Genomic DNA, 16,132 nt, shown 5'->3' with positions numbered 1-16,132 from the left:
GAATGTGAGGCGCACCACAGACGGTAGTTGCCTAAACCCTTTAGGTCAACGTCGGACAAGATTCGTCACTCGTCTCACCCTGGGGGACTCAGAAGCTGGGCGCCTCGGCCCACTCGCCGACCTGATAGCAGGAATGTTCGTCCTCCTGCTCGAATGCCGCCAACCGGCACATGCGCACCGCCCCCGCGTCGTCCGGGTCGATACGAATCAGGGCGATCTGCGCCCCCGCATCGCGCAGCGCCCCGAGTGCCGCCGTGAGCAGTGCTGTCCCGAGGCCCACCCCGCGGGCGGTCTTCGTGAGCACGAGCGCCCGGACCGTCGCCGCATCCAACTCGAGGTGGGCGGACAGCGCCGGATCGAACCACACGAACCCTACCTTCGCCCCCCGGGACTCGGTTGCGAACAGCACACTGCCGGAACCCCGGCGGATCTCGTCGGTGAGGCGCTCGCGTTGCGCCGGTACGAGCGCCGCCGCGTCCAGCACCTCGTCGATCGCCCGCGACACCGCCGGATCATCGAGCGGACGCGCGTCGCCCACCGTGATGCCCTCGGGCGCCGCGACGGGGTCGAGAGGGATCGCGAACGGGCCGGACAGATGGCGGAACAACGTCCACAGCCTGCTGACCGCCCGGATGCCGAACCGTCGTGCGAGACGTTCGGACGCGGGGTGCGTGCTGTATGCCCAGCAGCGCAGCGCCACCGCACCGGTGCGCTCCCAGCCGCCGTCCGCTGTCGTGCCGAGGCCGATCTCCTCGACCAGCATCGTGGCCACCCCGCGTGACCGATAGTCCGGATGGACGACGAATTGCACGGTGCCCAGCCCTTCGCCGTCCACCTGCAAGTGCAGGTACGCCACAATCACAAGCGGCGCGTCGTCGCGCGCGCTCAGATCCTTGCGCGCCTTGATCGGCAGGTGGAAGACACGGATACCATCGCGACTCGTCGAGGTCACATCACCGGGGGGGATCCGCGAGAACCCGGCGTCCTCGTCGTACTCGGCGGCCGCCGCGACAAGAGCCGACACCTCGTCCCGATCGCTGGAATCCAGTTCCGAACACCACTGGTACGAGATCATCCTGTTCGCTCCTCATCTGCGGGCCGGTCTCCATAAATCTAATGCCAGTCGGTATAGGGCCGCAACGGCCGAAGCGCCACCCGCAACCGCTCCGGGGTTTACACTTAAACCTACTTTAGTTAGATTTAGCGTCATCGATCCGAACCACCGCCTGGAGGGCAGCCATGACAGAGGTCGGAATTCCCCGCGAGGAACGCATTCGCCGCGCACTCGACCATCTGCGCAACGACACCACCGACGAATTCGAGCACGTCACGTGGTTCGAGCCCGTCGAGTTCACCGACCCGGAGATCGCCAAGCTCGAACGCGAGCGTGTTTTCGGCCGGGTTCCGTCGATCATCGTCCACGGCTCCGAGATCCCCCGCGCGGGCGATTTCGTCACGCTCCAGTTGCCGCGGAACAATGTCATCGTCGTCCGTCAGCGCGACGGGAGCGTCAAGACCCTGGTGAACCAATGTCGTCACCGCGGCGCGATGGTCGAGAAGGAGGAGAAGGGCCGTTGCCGCCTGTTCTCCTGTCCGTACCATCGCTGGTCCTACGACACCGACGGCGCGCTGCGCACCATCACCCGCGACAACACGTTCGGTGACGCCGACCGTTCCGAACGGAACCTCGTGCAACTCCCGACCGAGGAACGTCACGGATTCGTCTGGGTTGTCGACGACGCCGACGCCACCATCGATGTCGCGGACTGGCTCGGCCCCGAGATGGACTCGATCATGGGGTCGTACGGCATGGACAAGATGGTGACCACCAGAGTTCAACGCTTCGACGAGCCCGTCAACTGGAAGCTGATGCAAGACGCGTTCCTCGACGGCTACCACATCCAGTACGCTCACCCGAACACGGCCGCCAAGCACATCCATACCAACGTCATGGCCTTCGAGGACTTCGGACATCACTGCCGGTTCCTCAATCTCCGCAAGACCATCGACCGGTGGATCGAAGAGGATCCCGGCGATCGCAGCCTCGCCGAACATGTGACGGAGAGCCATCTGGTGGGTCCCAACAGCACCCTGCTCAAGCAACCCGACCATTTCCAGCTGCTCACCTTCCGCCCGCACCGGAGTGATCCGCAGCGCTGCCACATGGAGATCCGTCTCATCGCCCCGAAGCTCGAAGACAGCGGCATGACGGAGGAGCGCTGGAACCGGATCTGGGACAAGAACGTCGAGATCCTGATCGCGGTTCTCCACAACGAGGACTTCCCGATCCTGCGTGGTTCGCAGGTCGCCATGGACAGCGCGAACGCCGGCAACATGCTCCTGGGCCGCAACGAGGTTGCCAACCAGGTCTTCCGCCGCGAGATCCAGAAGCTCGTCGGCGAGAACTGACACCGAACACCACAGCGGGCGCCTGCAGGCACCCCGCACCAGGAGGATTACATGGAGAGCGATCTCTTCGAACACGACCACGAACTGTTTCGCGACTCCGTGCGGAGCTTCGTCGACAAACACGTCGTCCCGAACCTCGAGAAGTGGGACGCTGATCGGCTCATCGACCGGGAAACCTGGCTCGCTGCGGGTAGGCAAGGGCTGCTGGGCCTGAGCGTCCCTGAGCAGTACGGCGGACCCGGCGAGCTCGATTACCGCTTCCGCGTCGTGATCCAGTCCGAGATCGCACGGGTGGGCGCGTCTGCGCTGCAGTCCGGCTTCTCGACCAACGACGACATCGTCCTCAACTACCTGCTCCGCCATGCCACCGACGAGCAGAAGCAGCGGTGGCTGCCCGGATTCGTCACGGGCGAGACGATCGGCGCGATCGCGATGAGCGAACCGGCCGCCGGCAGCGACCTGCGCGGCATCACGACTACCGCGGTGCGCGAAGGCGACCATTGGGTCCTCAACGGGTCCAAGACGTTCATCACGAGCGGCATCCTGGCCGACCTCGTCATCGTCTTCGCCAAGACCGATCCTGCAGCCGGTTCGCGCGGGTTCAGCCTCTTCGTCGTCGAAGACGGAACGCCCGGGTTCTCTCGCGGCCGCAAGCTCGACAAGGTCGGTCTGCACGCCCAGGACACGGCCGAATTGTTCTTCGAGGATGTCCGCGTCCCCGCCGAGAACATCCTCGGCGAGCTGGGGCAGGGCTTCGGCTACCTCATGCAGAGCCTTCCACTCGAGCGGCTCGGTATCGGCATCGCCGCGCAGGTGTCCGCCGAGGCTGTCATGAGCTGGACACTCGACTATGTCAAGGAACGCACCGCGTTCGGCAAGCGCATCGGCGAGTTCCAGGGTATGGGTTTCACGCTCGCCGAACTGCAGACGGCCGTCGAGGTCTCGCGCGCGTACATCGACCGCTGTGTCCGCGAGTACAACAAGGGCACGCTCTCCGCGGTCGACGCGTCCAAGGCGAAGCTGTGGGCCACCGAGTTGCAGGGCCGGGTGATCGATGCCGGCCTCCAGTTCCACGGCGGCTACGGCTACATGATGGAGTACCCGGTTGCGAAGGCGTTCATCGACGCCCGGATCCAGCGGATCTACGGCGGGACCAACGAGATCATGAAGGAGATCATCCATCGTGATCTGATGAAGGCCTGAGTCCCGGCACACGAGGAAGGGGACCCGATCGAATCGGGTCCCCTTCCTCGTCTCAGCTTCGCGATTCCGGTGTGAACGTGAGCGGTAGCCGCACGCAACCACGCACCGACGTGCCGTGCATCAGCGGCGGATCACTGTCGACCAGCGCGTAGTCGGGGATTCGCCGATGTATCTCCTCCATCGCCACGGTGAGCTCGAGACGGGCAAGATGAGACCCGAGGCACCGATGCGGCCCTGCGCCGAACGACAGATGCCGGTTCGGGCCACGATCGATCACGAACGCCTCCGGATCGTCGAACTCGGCATCGTCGCGATTGGCCGAGCACAGCAGGAGCAACAGTTGATCGCCGGCCTCGATGTCGACGCCGGCGATCTCGACATCACGGGTGGCCCGTCGGCCCATGCTGACTGCCGCTTCGATGCGGAGGATCTCCTCCACTGCGTCCGGCACCAGGCTGCTGTCGTCGATGAGCGCCTGCCGTTGCACCGGGTTGTTCGCAAGGTGCACCATTGCCCACGCGAGTGAACCCTGTACCGTGTGCAGTCCTGCGATGAGCAGCAGGAAGAACATGCGGCGCAGTTCCTCGTCGGTGAGATGCCGCTCGACTCCCTCCATCCGGATCGGCGTATCGATGATCTGCGCGGTGACGCTCTCCGCATCTTCGTGCCCGGAACGCACCCGATCCACGAAGGCACCGAAGTACTCGAACACGTTCGTTGCCGCTTCTGCCCGGGCACGGGCGGACTCCTCCTCACCGGCTCCCGGTATCCCCTGGAGGGCGATATCCGTCCACTCCGTGAACTGTTCGGCATCGTCGAGAGGCCACCCCATGAGACTGAGGAAGACACGAGTCGGCAGCGCGTGGGCGAACTCGGCAACGAATTCGCACCGGCCGGAGGCCGCGAACCCGTCGATCAGTTGGTTGACGATCTGGCGGATCCTCGGCTCGAGCTCTGTCATCCGCGCCGGACCGAACAGGGGCTGGAGCGCCTGACGATACTGCGTGTGCTCGGGCGGGTCGATCTCGACCGGGATGAACTTGCCCTGGCCGGCATCGACCAGGTTGTTCGGATAGCTGGAGAACGTCTCGGCATCGCGCAGGATGCGGAAGATGTCCGCGTAGCGTGTGACTATCCAGTGCCCTCCGTAGTGCGGGGAGTAGACGATCGGTCCGCGGGCACGGAGTTCGGCGACCTTCTCTTGGAAGACGTCGACCGGGGCGGCAAGAGTGGGGTCGTAGACGTCGAAGTCCACCATCAGATCGGCTGCGATTTCACGAGTAGTCAAAGTTGAACACCCTTCGAAAGCCGAACGGCGCGTAGATCATCCACGTGGTCGTGAGCGATCGACGCGCCGTTCGGAAGGGACGGTGATCTCGGCGGATCAGGACGTCGGAGTGAACTTGATCGGGAGCCGCAGGCACCCGCGCACCTGGGTGGCGTGCAGGACCGGCGGATCGGATTCGACCAGTTCGTAGTCGGGGATTCGCCGGTGCAGTTCTTCGAGAGCAATCGACAGCTCGAGGCGCGCAAGGTGCGAGCCCAGGCATCGGTGCGGCCCCGCACCGAACGACAGGTGACGATTGGGGGTCCGCTCGAGATCCAGCGTGTCCGGATCGTCGAACTCGTCGGCGTCGCGGTTGGCCGAACACAGCATGACGATGAGCTGGTCGCCCTCCTTGATCCGAGCTCCCCCGAGTTCGACGTCGCGTGTCGCGCGCCGACCCATGACGACCGCGGCTTCGATCCGCAGGATCTCCTCCACCGCAGTGGGAATCAGCCCGTCGTCGGCGATCAGCGCCGCGCGCTGGTCGGGGCGGTTGACCAGATGGATGATCGCCCACGCCAACGATCCCTGCACGGTGTGCAATCCCGCGATGAGCAGGAGGAAGAACATGCGGGTGAGTTCTTCGTCCGTGAGCAGACGCTTGCCGTCGGCGAGTTCGATCTCGGTGTGGATGAGAGTCGACGTGACGTCGTCGCCCGGATCGGCGCGGCGTTCGTCGACAATCTTCTGGAAGTACCCGAACATCTGTTGCGCGGCTTCGGCGCGTGCCTGCGCGGACTCTTCCTCACTCGCACCGGGCTTACCCATCAGTGCGATGTCGGTGGCCTCGGTGAACATGGGCGCGTCCTCGAGCGGCCAGTCCATCAGGGCCAGGAACACGCGCGTGGGCAGCTCGTGCGCGAATGCCGAAATGAATTCCGCCTCACCGTCACCTGCGAAGTCGTCGATGAGCTCGTTGACCACTGCGCGGATCTGCCCGGTGAGCGCCTTCATCCGATTGGGCGAGAACAGCGGTTGCAAGGCCACTCGGTAGGCGGTGTGCTCCGGCGGATCGAGTTCGAGCGGCAGGAACTTGCCGTCGCCCGCATTGACGAGATTGTTCGGATAGCTCGAGAAGGTCTCCGGGTTACGGAGCACCTCGTGGACTTCCTTGTAGCGGGTGACGATCCAGTGACCGCCGTGCGCGGTCGAATAGACGACAGGACCGCAGGCCGCCAGTTCGGCGACCTTCTCCTGAACGGTGTCCACCGGGTAGGCAAGTGTCGGATCGTAGATGTCGAAGTCGACCACAGGTGTCGACCGGTCGTCGGTAACAGTCATGCTGTCCGCCTCGTCAAGCAGATGGGTTCCGAGAGGATTCGGAAATTTCGAGAGTCAATGCTCGCTCGGGACACGTCGCGACGGCCTCCTCGGCCGCCGCGACGTGCCCGGCGAGTTCGAGTGCGTCCTGGAGGATCACCGGATAACCGGAATCGTCACAGTCGACGACCTCGGGAGAACGGCCGTAGCACAGACCGTGTCCCGCACACACCGACCGATCCACGACGAGGCGGCGCGTACCGTGCTTGGTTCCCGTGTCGTGGGCAGCCATGATCGTTACTCTTCACCGGTGACCATCGGCGGAGGGTTGTTCCCGTCCTCCGGGAACATCATCGCCACACGAGACAGGGTGCCGCCGTCGGTCGTCGGCAGGGTGACGCCGGAGATGTACGCCGACTCGTCCGACACCAGGAACAACGCGGCCCGCGCATTGTCCGTCAGTGACGGCGGACGATCGAGCTTCAGCGGGATCGGCGAGACGCTCGGATCCCACGGGCCGGCGACCTCCTCGTACGACTGCCCCACCACCGGAGCACCGGCCGGCGCCAGAAAGTTCGGCGACATTCCGTGCGTCGGGGCGATCGCATTCACGCGGATCCCGTACTTGCCCAAATCCAGGCTCAGACCGCGAACCATCCCGTTCACGCCGGCCTTCGTCGCCGAATACGCTGCGATGCTGTGGTACGCCACGAACGACGCCGCCGACGAGGTCGCCAGGATGACACCGCCGCCATTGGCCCGCAACGCCGGCACCGCCGCCTTCGCCGTGTAGAACACACCCGACAGGTTCACCCCGATGACGTCCTGCCAGTCCGCGTCCGTCAGATCCTGGAATTCGACCTGCTCACCACCCGCAACGGACGGCACACCACCACGCGAGACGATCCCGGCATTGGCCCACGCGATGTCGAGCTTGCCGAACGCCGCCACCGTCGCCGCCACCGCATCGACCACCTGCTGCTCGACCCGCACATCCGCGGTGACAGCGATGGCCGAACCACCCTGCTGCTCGACCAACTCGACCGTGCCCTTCGCACGCTCCGGATCGATATCGACCACCGCGATCTTTGCGCCCTCCGACGCGAACAACTGCGACGCCTCACGCCCCAACCCGGACCCGGCACCGGTGATCAGCGCGACCTTACCTTCGAGTTTCATCAAAGCTCCTCAGTTCGAACATGTGACAGAGGGATGGAAGATGTTGGAGGAAGGCGACTTTCCGAGAGGGCCGCGTCTCCGTGTGATTCAACTTACAGTCATGAGAAGTGATACGTCAATCGTATTTTGTTAAATGACCGAGCCGGATCGAGGTGTCGACAGGACCCGTGCGCGGGAACCGGCACCTCACCGCCGCGATGTCGCCGACGAGCACTCGCTCGACGATTCGCGACGGACCGTCAGCACGCGACACTGCCGGTAGGCAACACCGCCGGTAGGCGACTCCTAGTACGCGATGAAGAGAATCTCGTCGCGCGAGTACTCCATTCCGGGATGCGATTCGCCGAGGTGCGACCGGGCCTTCACAACCAGGTCGTCCTCGTCCACACCCGTGACCACCGTCCCGCACGGGCAGGTCAATCTCGTCTTCGCTCTCATAGGGGTCGGCCCTTCTGCGCCATCCGCGCGATCGGTGACATCGATGTCCGCCCTCGGCGACCGAGAGGCCGGGGGCGCGCCGGGTCTGGTGTGGTCGACGTCACAGCACGATATCTAACGTACATAGGTTACGCAAGCCGCCGGAGCCCTGGTACCGGTCGTCCGCTGTCGACAGGGCCGATCCGGACCGAATGCTCGCGTCCTCGTCGTCCGTCTCGTCAGGGCTCCGGCAATGACGGTCGCCGCGCAGCCACGGTTTCCGGATGTACTGCGCCACCGGCTCTCGGCCCCCTCGTATATCGGGAGTTGCTCAGGCAGGCTCCGCGGTCTTCTCGACAGTCGCATCCGTCCGGTGCACTGCCTCGGTTCGTCGGGGAACCAGCGACACCAGCACTGCGGCAGCCACGCCGGCGAACGCGAAGGCGTAGTAGGCCCAGTCCGCTCCGAGTGACGAGCTCATGACAATGCCGGTGAGAATCGGTCCGCAGACACCGCCCAACCGGCCCAGCCCCACCGCCAGGCCGAGCGCTGTGCCACGCGCGGCGGGCGGGTAGAAGATCCCGACAAATCCGTAGACTCCCGTCGTGGAGGACGCACAGAAGCCGATCAGCAGAACCAACCCGAACACGAGGGCCTGTGCAGGCTGCAGGGTGAGGGCGGACACTGCGAGGGCTCCACCGATAAAGCTCAGGGAAATCACCGGACGCGATCCCAACCGATCCGCGAGACCGGTGATGACCACCATGCCGAACCCGCTACCGATGTTGAAGGCGAGCAGGAACGACAACGCAGACCCGAGATCATAGCCGGAAGCCCTCAGCATCTGAGGAATCCAGGTGTTCATGCCGTACGAGACGAGAAGGCCGAAGAACGTGATGAGCGGGAACATGATCGTCGCGATTCTGTAGCCAGGTGCGAACAGAAGCTTCAGTCCCGATTCGGAACCGGCATTCGCGGTCGTCGGCTCCTCCAAGGCCAGGCCGGATTCGGCACTGTCGTCGACCGAGTACCGCTGCGTCAACGCCCGGGCCTCGTCGTGCCGGCCCTTGCTCACGAGGAAGGCGATCGATTCGGGCAGGCTTCGGTAGGCGATGACAAACAACACGACTCCGAGCAGACCGCCCACTGCGAACATCGATTCCCAGCCGAAGGTCGGAATCATGAAAATGGCGGCCACGGCAACCACGCACCCCCCGATAGGAAAGCCGGTTTGGATGACACCGTTGTAGAACTGCCGACGCTCTACCTTCACGTATTCCTGGGTGAGCGCAATCAGGGTGGGGAGGGCTCCGCCGAAGCCGAGGCCGGCAAGCAGCCTGAAGAGGCCGAAGATCTCCAGAGTCGGCGCTACGGCACACAACCCCGTGAACAAGCTGAAGCTCACAATGCAGGCGAGCACGATCGGTCGTCGGCCGACGAGATCCGTGAGGTAGCCGGCCAGCATTGCGCCGGCCATCATGCCGAACAGCGACAAACTGCCGATCAACCCTGCCGAGGCGGTGGTGATCCCCCACTGCTCGATTTCCAGCAACGTCGGAAGCACCGCGCCGAACATGATGAGGTCGACACCGTCGAGGATGGTAATGGCCAAGCAGGTGAGGACCACGGATCGGGCGCCCGAAACGGTCCTCTCCTTCCCGGGACGGGAGATCTGGGACATGTTGGTTCCTTCGGATTGTGGGAGGACTGGGTTCGATGCCGGTGAACGCGCGGGTGATGGTTGTCGACGTGCGTCGACACCGGACAGAATCGTTCGATTGCACCCTCGTCGCGACTGTCGAGGGGCCGGGTTGCGGGATACCCCATGCCACCGCGGTACGTCGTACATCACACGGGCATTAATCTAATCCTTGTCGATAATGGCGACAAGTCCGGAGCGGGCAATTCGAGACTCAGCCCCACTTCCTCGGATCCTCGAACGCACGCGCCATCCACTGGTGAAAGTGCTGGTTGGCAATCTCGTTTCGCCCGAAATGGAGCGGTCCGATGTCCGTGTTCGTGACGGCCTTCTGCAGACCCGCGTTGACGACGAGGTCCTCGTCGCGAAGCACGGCCATCAGAATGTTCCAGTTCTTGTCCCACCGCGCCTTCTGCTCGTCGGTCACGGCGGGCTGCCGGGTGAGAAGACGCATCTGCATCCGAGTCCCGACGGGCGTGCCCGGAGCAGGAACGAAGTTGAGCACTTCCAGATGGTCCGGTTGTCGCAGAACCGACATGTTGGGCATCAGAAAATGTGCCACGGTGATATGCCGATCGATCGGGGCGTCCTCGGGCGCCACAGCGCGTACCGTGTCGATGCTCTTGCGGGCGGTGACCATTCGTCCGTGCCTGCCCATCGGCTCCCATGCCTGTGCATTGTTGTAGAAGTACGGCGCCACGGTCCCGGCGTGGGTCGAGGTGATGTGGTAGCCGTCGAGGAAGGCGTCCATCAACACCTTCCAGTTGATGTCCACATCGAAGTTCCGGGCGATATGGCAGTGGTACTTGTCCATCTCCATGGCGGCGAGGGACTCGTCGAACTCGCGGCCGAGCCACTCCGCGATGTCGATCGTGCGATCCCCTGCGGCGGAGTCGACGACCCAGACGAAGCCGTGCCGCTCCTCGACCGGAACCTCCAGCAAGCTCATGCAGCGACGATCGACGCTCCCGAACGTCGGCTCGTCCGCGACGGACCGCAGGCTGCCGTCGTTGCCGTACGCCCACCCGTGGTAGCGGCACGAGAAGAAGCGCTTCGAGCCCTTCTCCTCGGGAACGAGCCGGGCGCCTCGATGCCGGCAGGTATTCACGAAACCGCGAACCCCACCATCTGTCTGCCGAACGAGAACAATCTCGTTGTTCGGCAGTTGGACGGTCGCAAAGTCGTGGTTGCCGGGCAATTCGGTGCTGTGCGCGGCGATGATCGGCACATGTCCGAACAGTTCTCTGCGCTCGCGGGCCGCGAGTTCCGGGTCGGTGTAGACGCGCGGGTCGACTTCGAGGATTTCGGGCGCCATATCGGTGGTGCCGTTGTCGAGGTGCTCGAACATCGCACGGGCAAAGCCCGCCTTCGTCGCCTCGTCGTACGGCAGATCGGTGTAGACCATCGTGCTCACTCCTTTGCGGGACCACAGGGGCCCCGGTAAGACGTCGCTAAAGCTGCAAGCTCTTGATTTCGACGAATTCCTCGAGACCGAATGCCCCGCCTTCACGTCCATGGCCGGATTGCTTGAATCCGCCGAAGGGTGCTGCGCCGTTGAACTTTCCGCCGTTGACCTCGATCTGCGTGGCACGCAGTCTGCGCGCAACCGACTTCGCGCGCTCGGCGTCGCCGGACCACACAGCGCCGGCGATACCGAAGATCGTGCCGTTCGCGATCTCGACCGCCTGCTCGGGCGTGTCGTACGCGATGATCGACAGCACCGGGCCGAAGATCTCCTCCTGTGCGATCGTGCTGTCCGGGTCGACCTCCGAGAACACGGTCGGTTCGACGAAGAATCCGGTACGGGCCGGTGCGTCGACCGAGCCGGCGACGAGCTTCGCGCCCTCCTCGACGCCGGCACGGATGTAGTCGAGGACCCGCTCACGCTGGGCTGCGGTCACCATGGGTCCGAGCTTCGTGTCGCCGTCGGTGGGATCGCCGGGCGCGTATGCCACGACCGCCTTCGCGGCAAGCTCCTCCGCCTCGGCCAAGCGGGAGCGCGGTACGATCAGACGAGTCTGCGCATTGCAGGACTGTCCGCCGTTCATGTAGCAGGCGCGCACGGTGTGCGGCACGGCCTTCGCGAACTCCTCGTCGCTGAGGTCGTCGAGCAGCACAGCAGCGCTCTTTCCGCCCAATTCGACCGACACCCGCTTCACGGTCCCGGCGGCCAGTTCGAGCACTCGCTTACCGACCGAGTTCGAGCCCGTGAAGCTGACCATGTCGATGTCCGGATGAACGGCGACGGCCTCGCCGACTATCGGGCCGTACCCGTGCACCAGGTTGAATACGCCGGCGGGGATTCCGACCGCGTCGACCGCTTCTGCCAGAGCGTGGGCGGTGAACGGGGCAACCTCGCTGGCCTTGACGACCACCGTGCAGCCGGTCACGAGCGCAGCGCCGATCTTGGCGGTGATCTGGTGCAACGGGTAGTTCCAGGGTGTGATACACCCGATCACACCGACCGGCTCCCGCACGATCAGAGAATTGCGGAGCGGTTCCTCCCACGGGAAGTCCTTCGCCGCGGCCACTGCCTCCCGCAGATCGACGATGCCCAGTCCGACCTGAGCCCAGCGAGCGACCCTGCGCGGAGTGCCGACCTCCGCGACGACGATGTCGGTGATCTCATCCTGTCGCCGCTCCAGTTCGTCGGCCAGCCGCGACACGAACTCGGCCCGTGTGCTCGGCGCGGTCTGCGACCACTGCCCGAAGGCCCGCCGGGCAGCAGCCACGGCCGTATCGACATCATCGACGGCTCCGGCGGGGACGCTCCCGATGCACTCCTCGGAAGTCGGGTCGACGACGTCGATACGCTCGGTGCTCGCGGACGCAGTCCACCTGCCGTCCACATACAAGTCCAGGGTCACGAGGGCTCTCTCTCCGTATCATCGAGTTGGTGGATCTGCCGGTGCTTCGAATCGTTCGAGTACCGGGAAAAAGTCGGACGCAACGACTCGGCGATCACGATCCGAGCAGGCTGTCGTCACTGACCGACGTGCGGGCCGAATCCAGCACTCCGGCAAGGAATCCGCGGATGGTGACCACGAACAGCTCACGCGACGACCATCGGTTGGCTTCGAGCGCGCGGGCGAGCGTCGGGTGTCTACGCTCGTCGACGTTCGGGAAAACTTCTGTGCTTCCGACCGGTTCGCGTGTGAGTTCGCTCAGCGTGGTCGCGAGTGCCAGTTTCTCCAGTCCGTCCAGAATCACGATGTGCAGACGTGCCGGAACCCCTCCGTCCTCGAGGATTCGCGCACACATTTCGTACGTTCTCGTCAGGACGTCCCGCGGAAGAAACTGCACCAGTACGATGGCCGCGTCGGGGTGGCGAAGAATCGCGTCGCGGTAATTGAGACTTAGTTCGACGAACCATTCCACCCAGTCCGTACCCGGTGAATACTCGGGCACCGTGGCCTCGGTCATCAGCTCCTTCGCCACCTCGGTCATGAGCTCACGGCGATCGGCGAAATGGTGGTACAGCGATGAGGTTTTCACCTTCAGTTGTCTGGCCACCCGCGGCAGGCTGAACGCATCGAAACCCTCGGTGTCGATGAGCTCGATGCTTGCCGCGATCGTCGCGCTCCGGCTGATCAGAGGCCTTGCCGGTCTTCCCATCACTTCCTACCTTCGATCGTCCCAGGCCTCAGTTCTACGACCTCGCCGTATCGGCTCCGATGGAAAACCAGTGGCTGCGTGATCGAATCGGATTCGAAGTCGAGGAGGTCGGCAACCGCGACGAGGTGATCGCCACCGTCGTGTTCCGCAACCAGCGCCGCCTCGAACCACGCTGCCGCACCGTCGAGAATCGGCGCACCGCGCACGGCCGGTCGCCACCGGACTCCCTCGAATTTCGATCCACCCGATCTCGCAAAGCCGTCGCTGAGCGTGTGTTGGCCCGAGGAGAGCACGTTGACACAGAATGTCTCGGCCGTACGGATCGCCGGCCAGCTCGTCGAACGCCGGCTCGGGCACAGCAGGATCCGAGGCGGATCCAGCGACAGCGCCGAAAACGACTGACAGGTGAATCCGGCCGGTTCGTCGCCCACCATTGCCGTCACCACCGTCACACCGGAACAGAAATGTCCCAGGGCGTCGCGGAGCGCCCGAGTGTCCGTAACCTGGCCGGTGCTGCCGTCCGAACGGGTCGACATGTCTCGTCCTCTCATCCGCTCGGTGCGATGTGCACCCTGATATCGACTGCAGCACTGATCCATTCGAGGGGTGGTCTGCCGAAGCAGGCATGTGCATTCGTCGAGATGCTGTGCTCGGGGTCGGCAGGTTCGATGCGGAGGGAGCCGAACTCCCCTGTGTCCTCGAGCCGGATCTGCGGGTCGCCGGACCTTCGGTGGAGAACGATGCGCACGGATCCCTCCGCCCTCGATGGTTGGGTGGGGTCTCAGCCGGCGTGCTGTCGAACCGGCGCGGCTGGTGTCGACAGGCCTGTGGCGACGGTGACGCCCTTCGCGTTCACGGTGCGGCCCGTTCCGCACGGGGCGCGGTCCGACGCCAGACCAGGGCCGGGGACAGGGTGGTGGTGCGGAACACGAGCGGATCCGAGGACAGGGTCATCCGGTCACCGTCGAAGCGCACGGTTCGCTTCTGTTTCTCACCGAGCCAGTTCGGGTACAGCGAGACCGCCATCTCGTGCCATACGGCGGAGTCGTCCTCGTCGACGTCGTAGGGCCCCGAATAGGCGAGGTATCCCCCGGCAGCCTCGGCTCGTTCGTTCGTTTCGCCGCTGTGCACGTTTCGCGAGCGGTACCGGGTTCGGTCGGGACGCATGATCTGCGCCGACATGTACCCGTCCGCCGAGTAGACGATCAGTCCGCGGGCCTCGGGGCCGAGTGGGTAGTCGACCTTCCCGCTGTCGGAGGTGGTGGAATACTCGACGAGTTCCCAGGCCCCGACGATGCGGTCGGCGATGGAGAGACCGTCGGCGTCGATGTTCACGTCATGCTTCCTTTCAGCTCACAGCACGTCGCGCGTGCAGAGAAGGACCGAACTCGACAGCGCGGCCATGGGGCCGCCGATGAAGAGCGAGACCTTTGCATCGGGAACCTGGTTGGTCGAGGTTCCCCGCACCTGCCGCACAGCCTCGACTGCCAGCCCCATCCCGTTGACGAACGAGTCGGCGAGGTTGCCCCCGCTGGTATTCACCGGGAGCAGTCCGTGCGGAGCCGTCAGATTCTCGAGGGTCATGACCTTGCCGGCTTCGGCACCGGGTGGGCACAGCCCGTGGTCGATCAGCGCAGCCACCCCGGAACCACTGAAGTTCTCGTAGACCTGGACGACATCGACCTGGTCGGGACCGAGGTCGGCACCTGCCCACAGATTCTCCGCGACCCCCGCCGCCCCGGAGAATCCCGCCGAGGTGTAGTCGAGATCGTTCTCCGTGTCGACGGCGTAGCCCCCTACCGCACCCTGGCTGCCGGCCAGCACGTAGGCCGGACTGGGATGGAGTTGCTCGGCGCGATCGGCAGCGACCAGGATCAGGGCAACGGCTCCGTCGTTCTCGCGGGAACAGTCGTACAGCCGATACGGCTCGACAATCATCCGGGAGGCTTCGTAGGTCTGCTCGTCGAGTGGGCGGCCGAATGCCGCGGCATCCGGATTCCGCTGCGCGTGGAAGTAGTCGGCGAGAACCAGGGACCTCATCGCGGATTCCGGAACGCCGTCGTGCTCTAGCATCCGTCGGGTGCGCAGTGCACAGGCCTGGGCGGGGGATCCGACTCCGTGCGGGAGCATGTGACCGTCGAAATGATGCTTGGCATAGCCGAGTCGGCCGGAATCACGCTGTGCCATCGCGCGGTACACTACGACGCACCGTGCTTGCCCCGCTGCGATGGCGACCGCCGCGTTGGTGATCGCCGCGGCGGCCCCACCACCGCCACCGCCCCAGATCATGGTGGACCAGCCGATCCGGTGGGACATGAGTGACGCCCCCACGACGGTCCCGTCGTTGTCACCGCCGCCGTACGAGACGAAGCCGTCGATCTCGCGGGGCGACACCCCGGCGTCGGCAGCCGCCTCGACGATGGCCCGCAACGTCATCCGAAGTTCGCTGTCGGGCGATTCGCCACGCTTGTAGTGGAACTCGGTGACACCTACGACGGCCGCGGCACCGCGGAGGAAGGTACCGGTCATCGCCTGTCTCCCTGTCCGGTCGCATTCGACGTGCTTGCACGGTGCCAGCGGAGCACCGGCCAGGGCGCGTCGGCAGGTTGCTGGATGATTCCCGCAACCGCGTCACCGATGGCGATGTCGGCTTCGCTGTTCTCGGCCAGCAGACCGAGCACCCGTCGTCCCCCGGCGTGCGGAAGTTCGACGAGAACCGTGACGAACGGCAGGTCGCCGGCTAGTTCGGAGACGAAGGGGTGCCAGGTCCGCGACCACGAGTACACCCGTCCGACCGGTTCCACGGCGACCCATGCCGGATCGAACGTCCGGCACTGCCCGCACATCCAGCGTGGCCCCCAGATCCACAGTCCACACTGGTCGCATCTCTGCAGGCGCAGCTCACCGGCTCGCAGGCCTTCCCAGTAGGGCAGATCCAGGCCGTCGGCGTACGGTCCGGCCAGGGCGGTGGCCGGGAACTCGCGGACCTCTCCGGTACCCGGTGTCATCGGATCACTCCACTG

Annotated in this window: 16 protein-coding genes; 2 read left to right on the top strand and 14 right to left on the bottom strand. The window is 64.8% G+C overall.

Annotated features, from left to right (window positions below):
* Nucleotides 1-88: 88 nt before the first annotated feature.
* Complete coding sequence (locus AC2IPW_RS04065; RefSeq protein ID WP_416062715.1) at nt 89-1,075, bottom strand: GNAT family N-acetyltransferase; 987 nt, start codon at nt 1,073-1,075, stop codon at nt 89-91.
* A gap of 164 nt (nt 1,076-1,239) precedes the next feature.
* Between AC2IPW_RS04065 and AC2IPW_RS04060 the strand changes: the two genes are divergently transcribed.
* A complete protein-coding gene (locus tag AC2IPW_RS04060) occupies nt 1,240-2,409 on the top strand; it encodes an aromatic ring-hydroxylating oxygenase subunit alpha (protein WP_416062714.1) in 1,170 nt (389 codons plus the stop codon).
* A 51-nt stretch (nt 2,410-2,460) separates the two neighbouring features.
* Entirely contained in the window at nt 2,461-3,612 is a 1,152-nt protein-coding gene (locus AC2IPW_RS04055; RefSeq protein WP_003939649.1) for an acyl-CoA dehydrogenase family protein, read from the top strand.
* Nucleotides 3,613-3,664: 52 nt separating this feature from the next.
* Here the strand turns inward: AC2IPW_RS04055 and AC2IPW_RS04050 are convergent, their stop codons facing one another.
* The 13 genes from AC2IPW_RS04050 to AC2IPW_RS03990 form a co-directional block, all read right to left on the bottom strand.
* Nucleotides 3,665-4,870, bottom strand: coding sequence for a cytochrome P450 (locus tag AC2IPW_RS04050; protein ID WP_371384397.1), 1,206 nt, complete (start codon nt 4,868-4,870; stop codon nt 3,665-3,667).
* Nucleotides 4,871-4,996: 126 nt separating this feature from the next.
* On the bottom strand, nt 4,997-6,220 hold the full coding sequence (locus tag AC2IPW_RS04045) for a cytochrome P450 (protein ID WP_371384392.1): 1,224 nt from the start codon (nt 6,218-6,220) through the stop codon (nt 4,997-4,999).
* 13 nt (nt 6,221-6,233) lie between these two features.
* Nucleotides 6,234-6,491: a ferredoxin gene (locus tag AC2IPW_RS04040; protein ID WP_486376351.1), complete on the bottom strand. Its 258-nt coding sequence runs from the start codon at nt 6,489-6,491 to the stop codon at nt 6,234-6,236.
* A 5-nt stretch (nt 6,492-6,496) separates the two neighbouring features.
* The gene (locus AC2IPW_RS04035) at nt 6,497-7,378 is read right to left on the bottom strand and encodes an SDR family NAD(P)-dependent oxidoreductase (protein ID WP_003939645.1); all 882 of its coding nucleotides are present in this window, start codon (nt 7,376-7,378) and stop codon (nt 6,497-6,499) included.
* Between the two features lie 285 nt (nt 7,379-7,663).
* Complete coding sequence (locus AC2IPW_RS04030; RefSeq protein WP_081608820.1) at nt 7,664-7,816, bottom strand: DUF1059 domain-containing protein; 153 nt, start codon at nt 7,814-7,816, stop codon at nt 7,664-7,666.
* 310 nt (nt 7,817-8,126) lie between these two features.
* Entirely contained in the window at nt 8,127-9,476 is a 1,350-nt protein-coding gene (locus AC2IPW_RS04025; protein ID WP_371384390.1) for an MFS transporter, read from the bottom strand.
* A gap of 232 nt (nt 9,477-9,708) precedes the next feature.
* The gene (locus tag AC2IPW_RS04020) at nt 9,709-10,899 is read right to left on the bottom strand and encodes an aromatic ring-hydroxylating oxygenase subunit alpha (protein WP_486376350.1); all 1,191 of its coding nucleotides are present in this window, start codon (nt 10,897-10,899) and stop codon (nt 9,709-9,711) included.
* Nucleotides 10,900-10,945: 46 nt separating this feature from the next.
* Nucleotides 10,946-12,361 carry an aldehyde dehydrogenase family protein gene (locus tag AC2IPW_RS04015; RefSeq protein WP_486376349.1) on the bottom strand — a complete coding sequence of 472 codons (1,416 nt, stop codon included), beginning with the start codon at nt 12,359-12,361 and terminating at the stop codon, nt 10,946-10,948.
* 94 nt (nt 12,362-12,455) lie between these two features.
* Nucleotides 12,456-13,109 carry a TetR/AcrR family transcriptional regulator gene (locus AC2IPW_RS04010; protein WP_371384387.1) on the bottom strand — a complete coding sequence of 218 codons (654 nt, stop codon included), beginning with the start codon at nt 13,107-13,109 and terminating at the stop codon, nt 12,456-12,458.
* Nucleotides 13,109-13,645: a flavin reductase family protein gene (locus AC2IPW_RS04005; protein WP_371384386.1), complete on the bottom strand. Its 537-nt coding sequence runs from the start codon at nt 13,643-13,645 to the stop codon at nt 13,109-13,111. The genes AC2IPW_RS04010 and AC2IPW_RS04005 overlap by 1 nt, the downstream gene beginning before the upstream one ends.
* 316 nt (nt 13,646-13,961) lie before the next feature.
* Nucleotides 13,962-14,444 carry a lipocalin-like domain-containing protein gene (locus AC2IPW_RS04000; protein WP_416062708.1) on the bottom strand — a complete coding sequence of 161 codons (483 nt, stop codon included), beginning with the start codon at nt 14,442-14,444 and terminating at the stop codon, nt 13,962-13,964.
* 18 nt (nt 14,445-14,462) lie between these two features.
* Nucleotides 14,463-15,638 carry a thiolase C-terminal domain-containing protein gene (locus tag AC2IPW_RS03995; protein ID WP_371384384.1) on the bottom strand — a complete coding sequence of 392 codons (1,176 nt, stop codon included), beginning with the start codon at nt 15,636-15,638 and terminating at the stop codon, nt 14,463-14,465.
* A complete protein-coding gene (locus AC2IPW_RS03990; protein ID WP_416062706.1) occupies nt 15,635-16,117 on the bottom strand; it encodes a Zn-ribbon domain-containing OB-fold protein in 483 nt (160 codons plus the stop codon). Before AC2IPW_RS03990 ends, AC2IPW_RS03995 begins: the two co-directional genes overlap by 4 nt.
* Nucleotides 16,118-16,132: the final 15 nt, after the last annotated feature.

The organism is Rhodococcus sp. NS-SX18 (genome assembly GCF_057367935.1).
This window is presented reverse-complemented; position numbering and strand designations above follow the sequence as displayed.

What these genes read in the sequence shown, in the direction of transcription:
- AC2IPW_RS04065 (WP_416062715.1), bottom strand. Translation starts at nt 1,075, where the DNA reads ATGATCTCGTACCAGTGGTGTTCGGAACTGGATTCCAGCGATCGGGAC.
- AC2IPW_RS04060 (WP_416062714.1), top strand. Translation starts at nt 1,240, where the DNA reads ATGACAGAGGTCGGAATTCCCCGCGAGGAACGCATTCGCCGCGCACTC.
- AC2IPW_RS04055 (WP_003939649.1), top strand. Translation starts at nt 2,461, where the DNA reads ATGGAGAGCGATCTCTTCGAACACGACCACGAACTGTTTCGCGACTCC.
- AC2IPW_RS04050 (WP_371384397.1), bottom strand. Translation starts at nt 4,870, where the DNA reads ATGGTGGACTTCGACGTCTACGACCCCACTCTTGCCGCCCCGGTCGAC.
- AC2IPW_RS04045 (WP_371384392.1), bottom strand. Translation starts at nt 6,220, where the DNA reads ATGACTGTTACCGACGACCGGTCGACACCTGTGGTCGACTTCGACATC.
- AC2IPW_RS04040 (WP_486376351.1), bottom strand. Translation starts at nt 6,491, where the DNA reads ATGGCTGCCCACGACACGGGAACCAAGCACGGTACGCGCCGCCTCGTC.
- AC2IPW_RS04035 (WP_003939645.1), bottom strand. Translation starts at nt 7,378, where the DNA reads ATGAAACTCGAAGGTAAGGTCGCGCTGATCACCGGTGCCGGGTCCGGG.
- AC2IPW_RS04030 (WP_081608820.1), bottom strand. Translation starts at nt 7,816, where the DNA reads ATGAGAGCGAAGACGAGATTGACCTGCCCGTGCGGGACGGTGGTCACG.
- AC2IPW_RS04025 (WP_371384390.1), bottom strand. Translation starts at nt 9,476, where the DNA reads ATGTCCCAGATCTCCCGTCCCGGGAAGGAGAGGACCGTTTCGGGCGCC.
- AC2IPW_RS04020 (WP_486376350.1), bottom strand. Translation starts at nt 10,899, where the DNA reads ATGGTCTACACCGATCTGCCGTACGACGAGGCGACGAAGGCGGGCTTT.
- AC2IPW_RS04010 (WP_371384387.1), bottom strand. Translation starts at nt 13,109, where the DNA reads ATGGGAAGACCGGCAAGGCCTCTGATCAGCCGGAGCGCGACGATCGCG.
- AC2IPW_RS04005 (WP_371384386.1), bottom strand. Translation starts at nt 13,645, where the DNA reads ATGTCGACCCGTTCGGACGGCAGCACCGGCCAGGTTACGGACACTCGG.
- AC2IPW_RS03995 (WP_371384384.1), bottom strand. Translation starts at nt 15,638, where the DNA reads ATGACCGGTACCTTCCTCCGCGGTGCCGCGGCCGTCGTAGGTGTCACC.
- AC2IPW_RS03990 (WP_416062706.1), bottom strand. Translation starts at nt 16,117, where the DNA reads ATGACACCGGGTACCGGAGAGGTCCGCGAGTTCCCGGCCACCGCCCTG.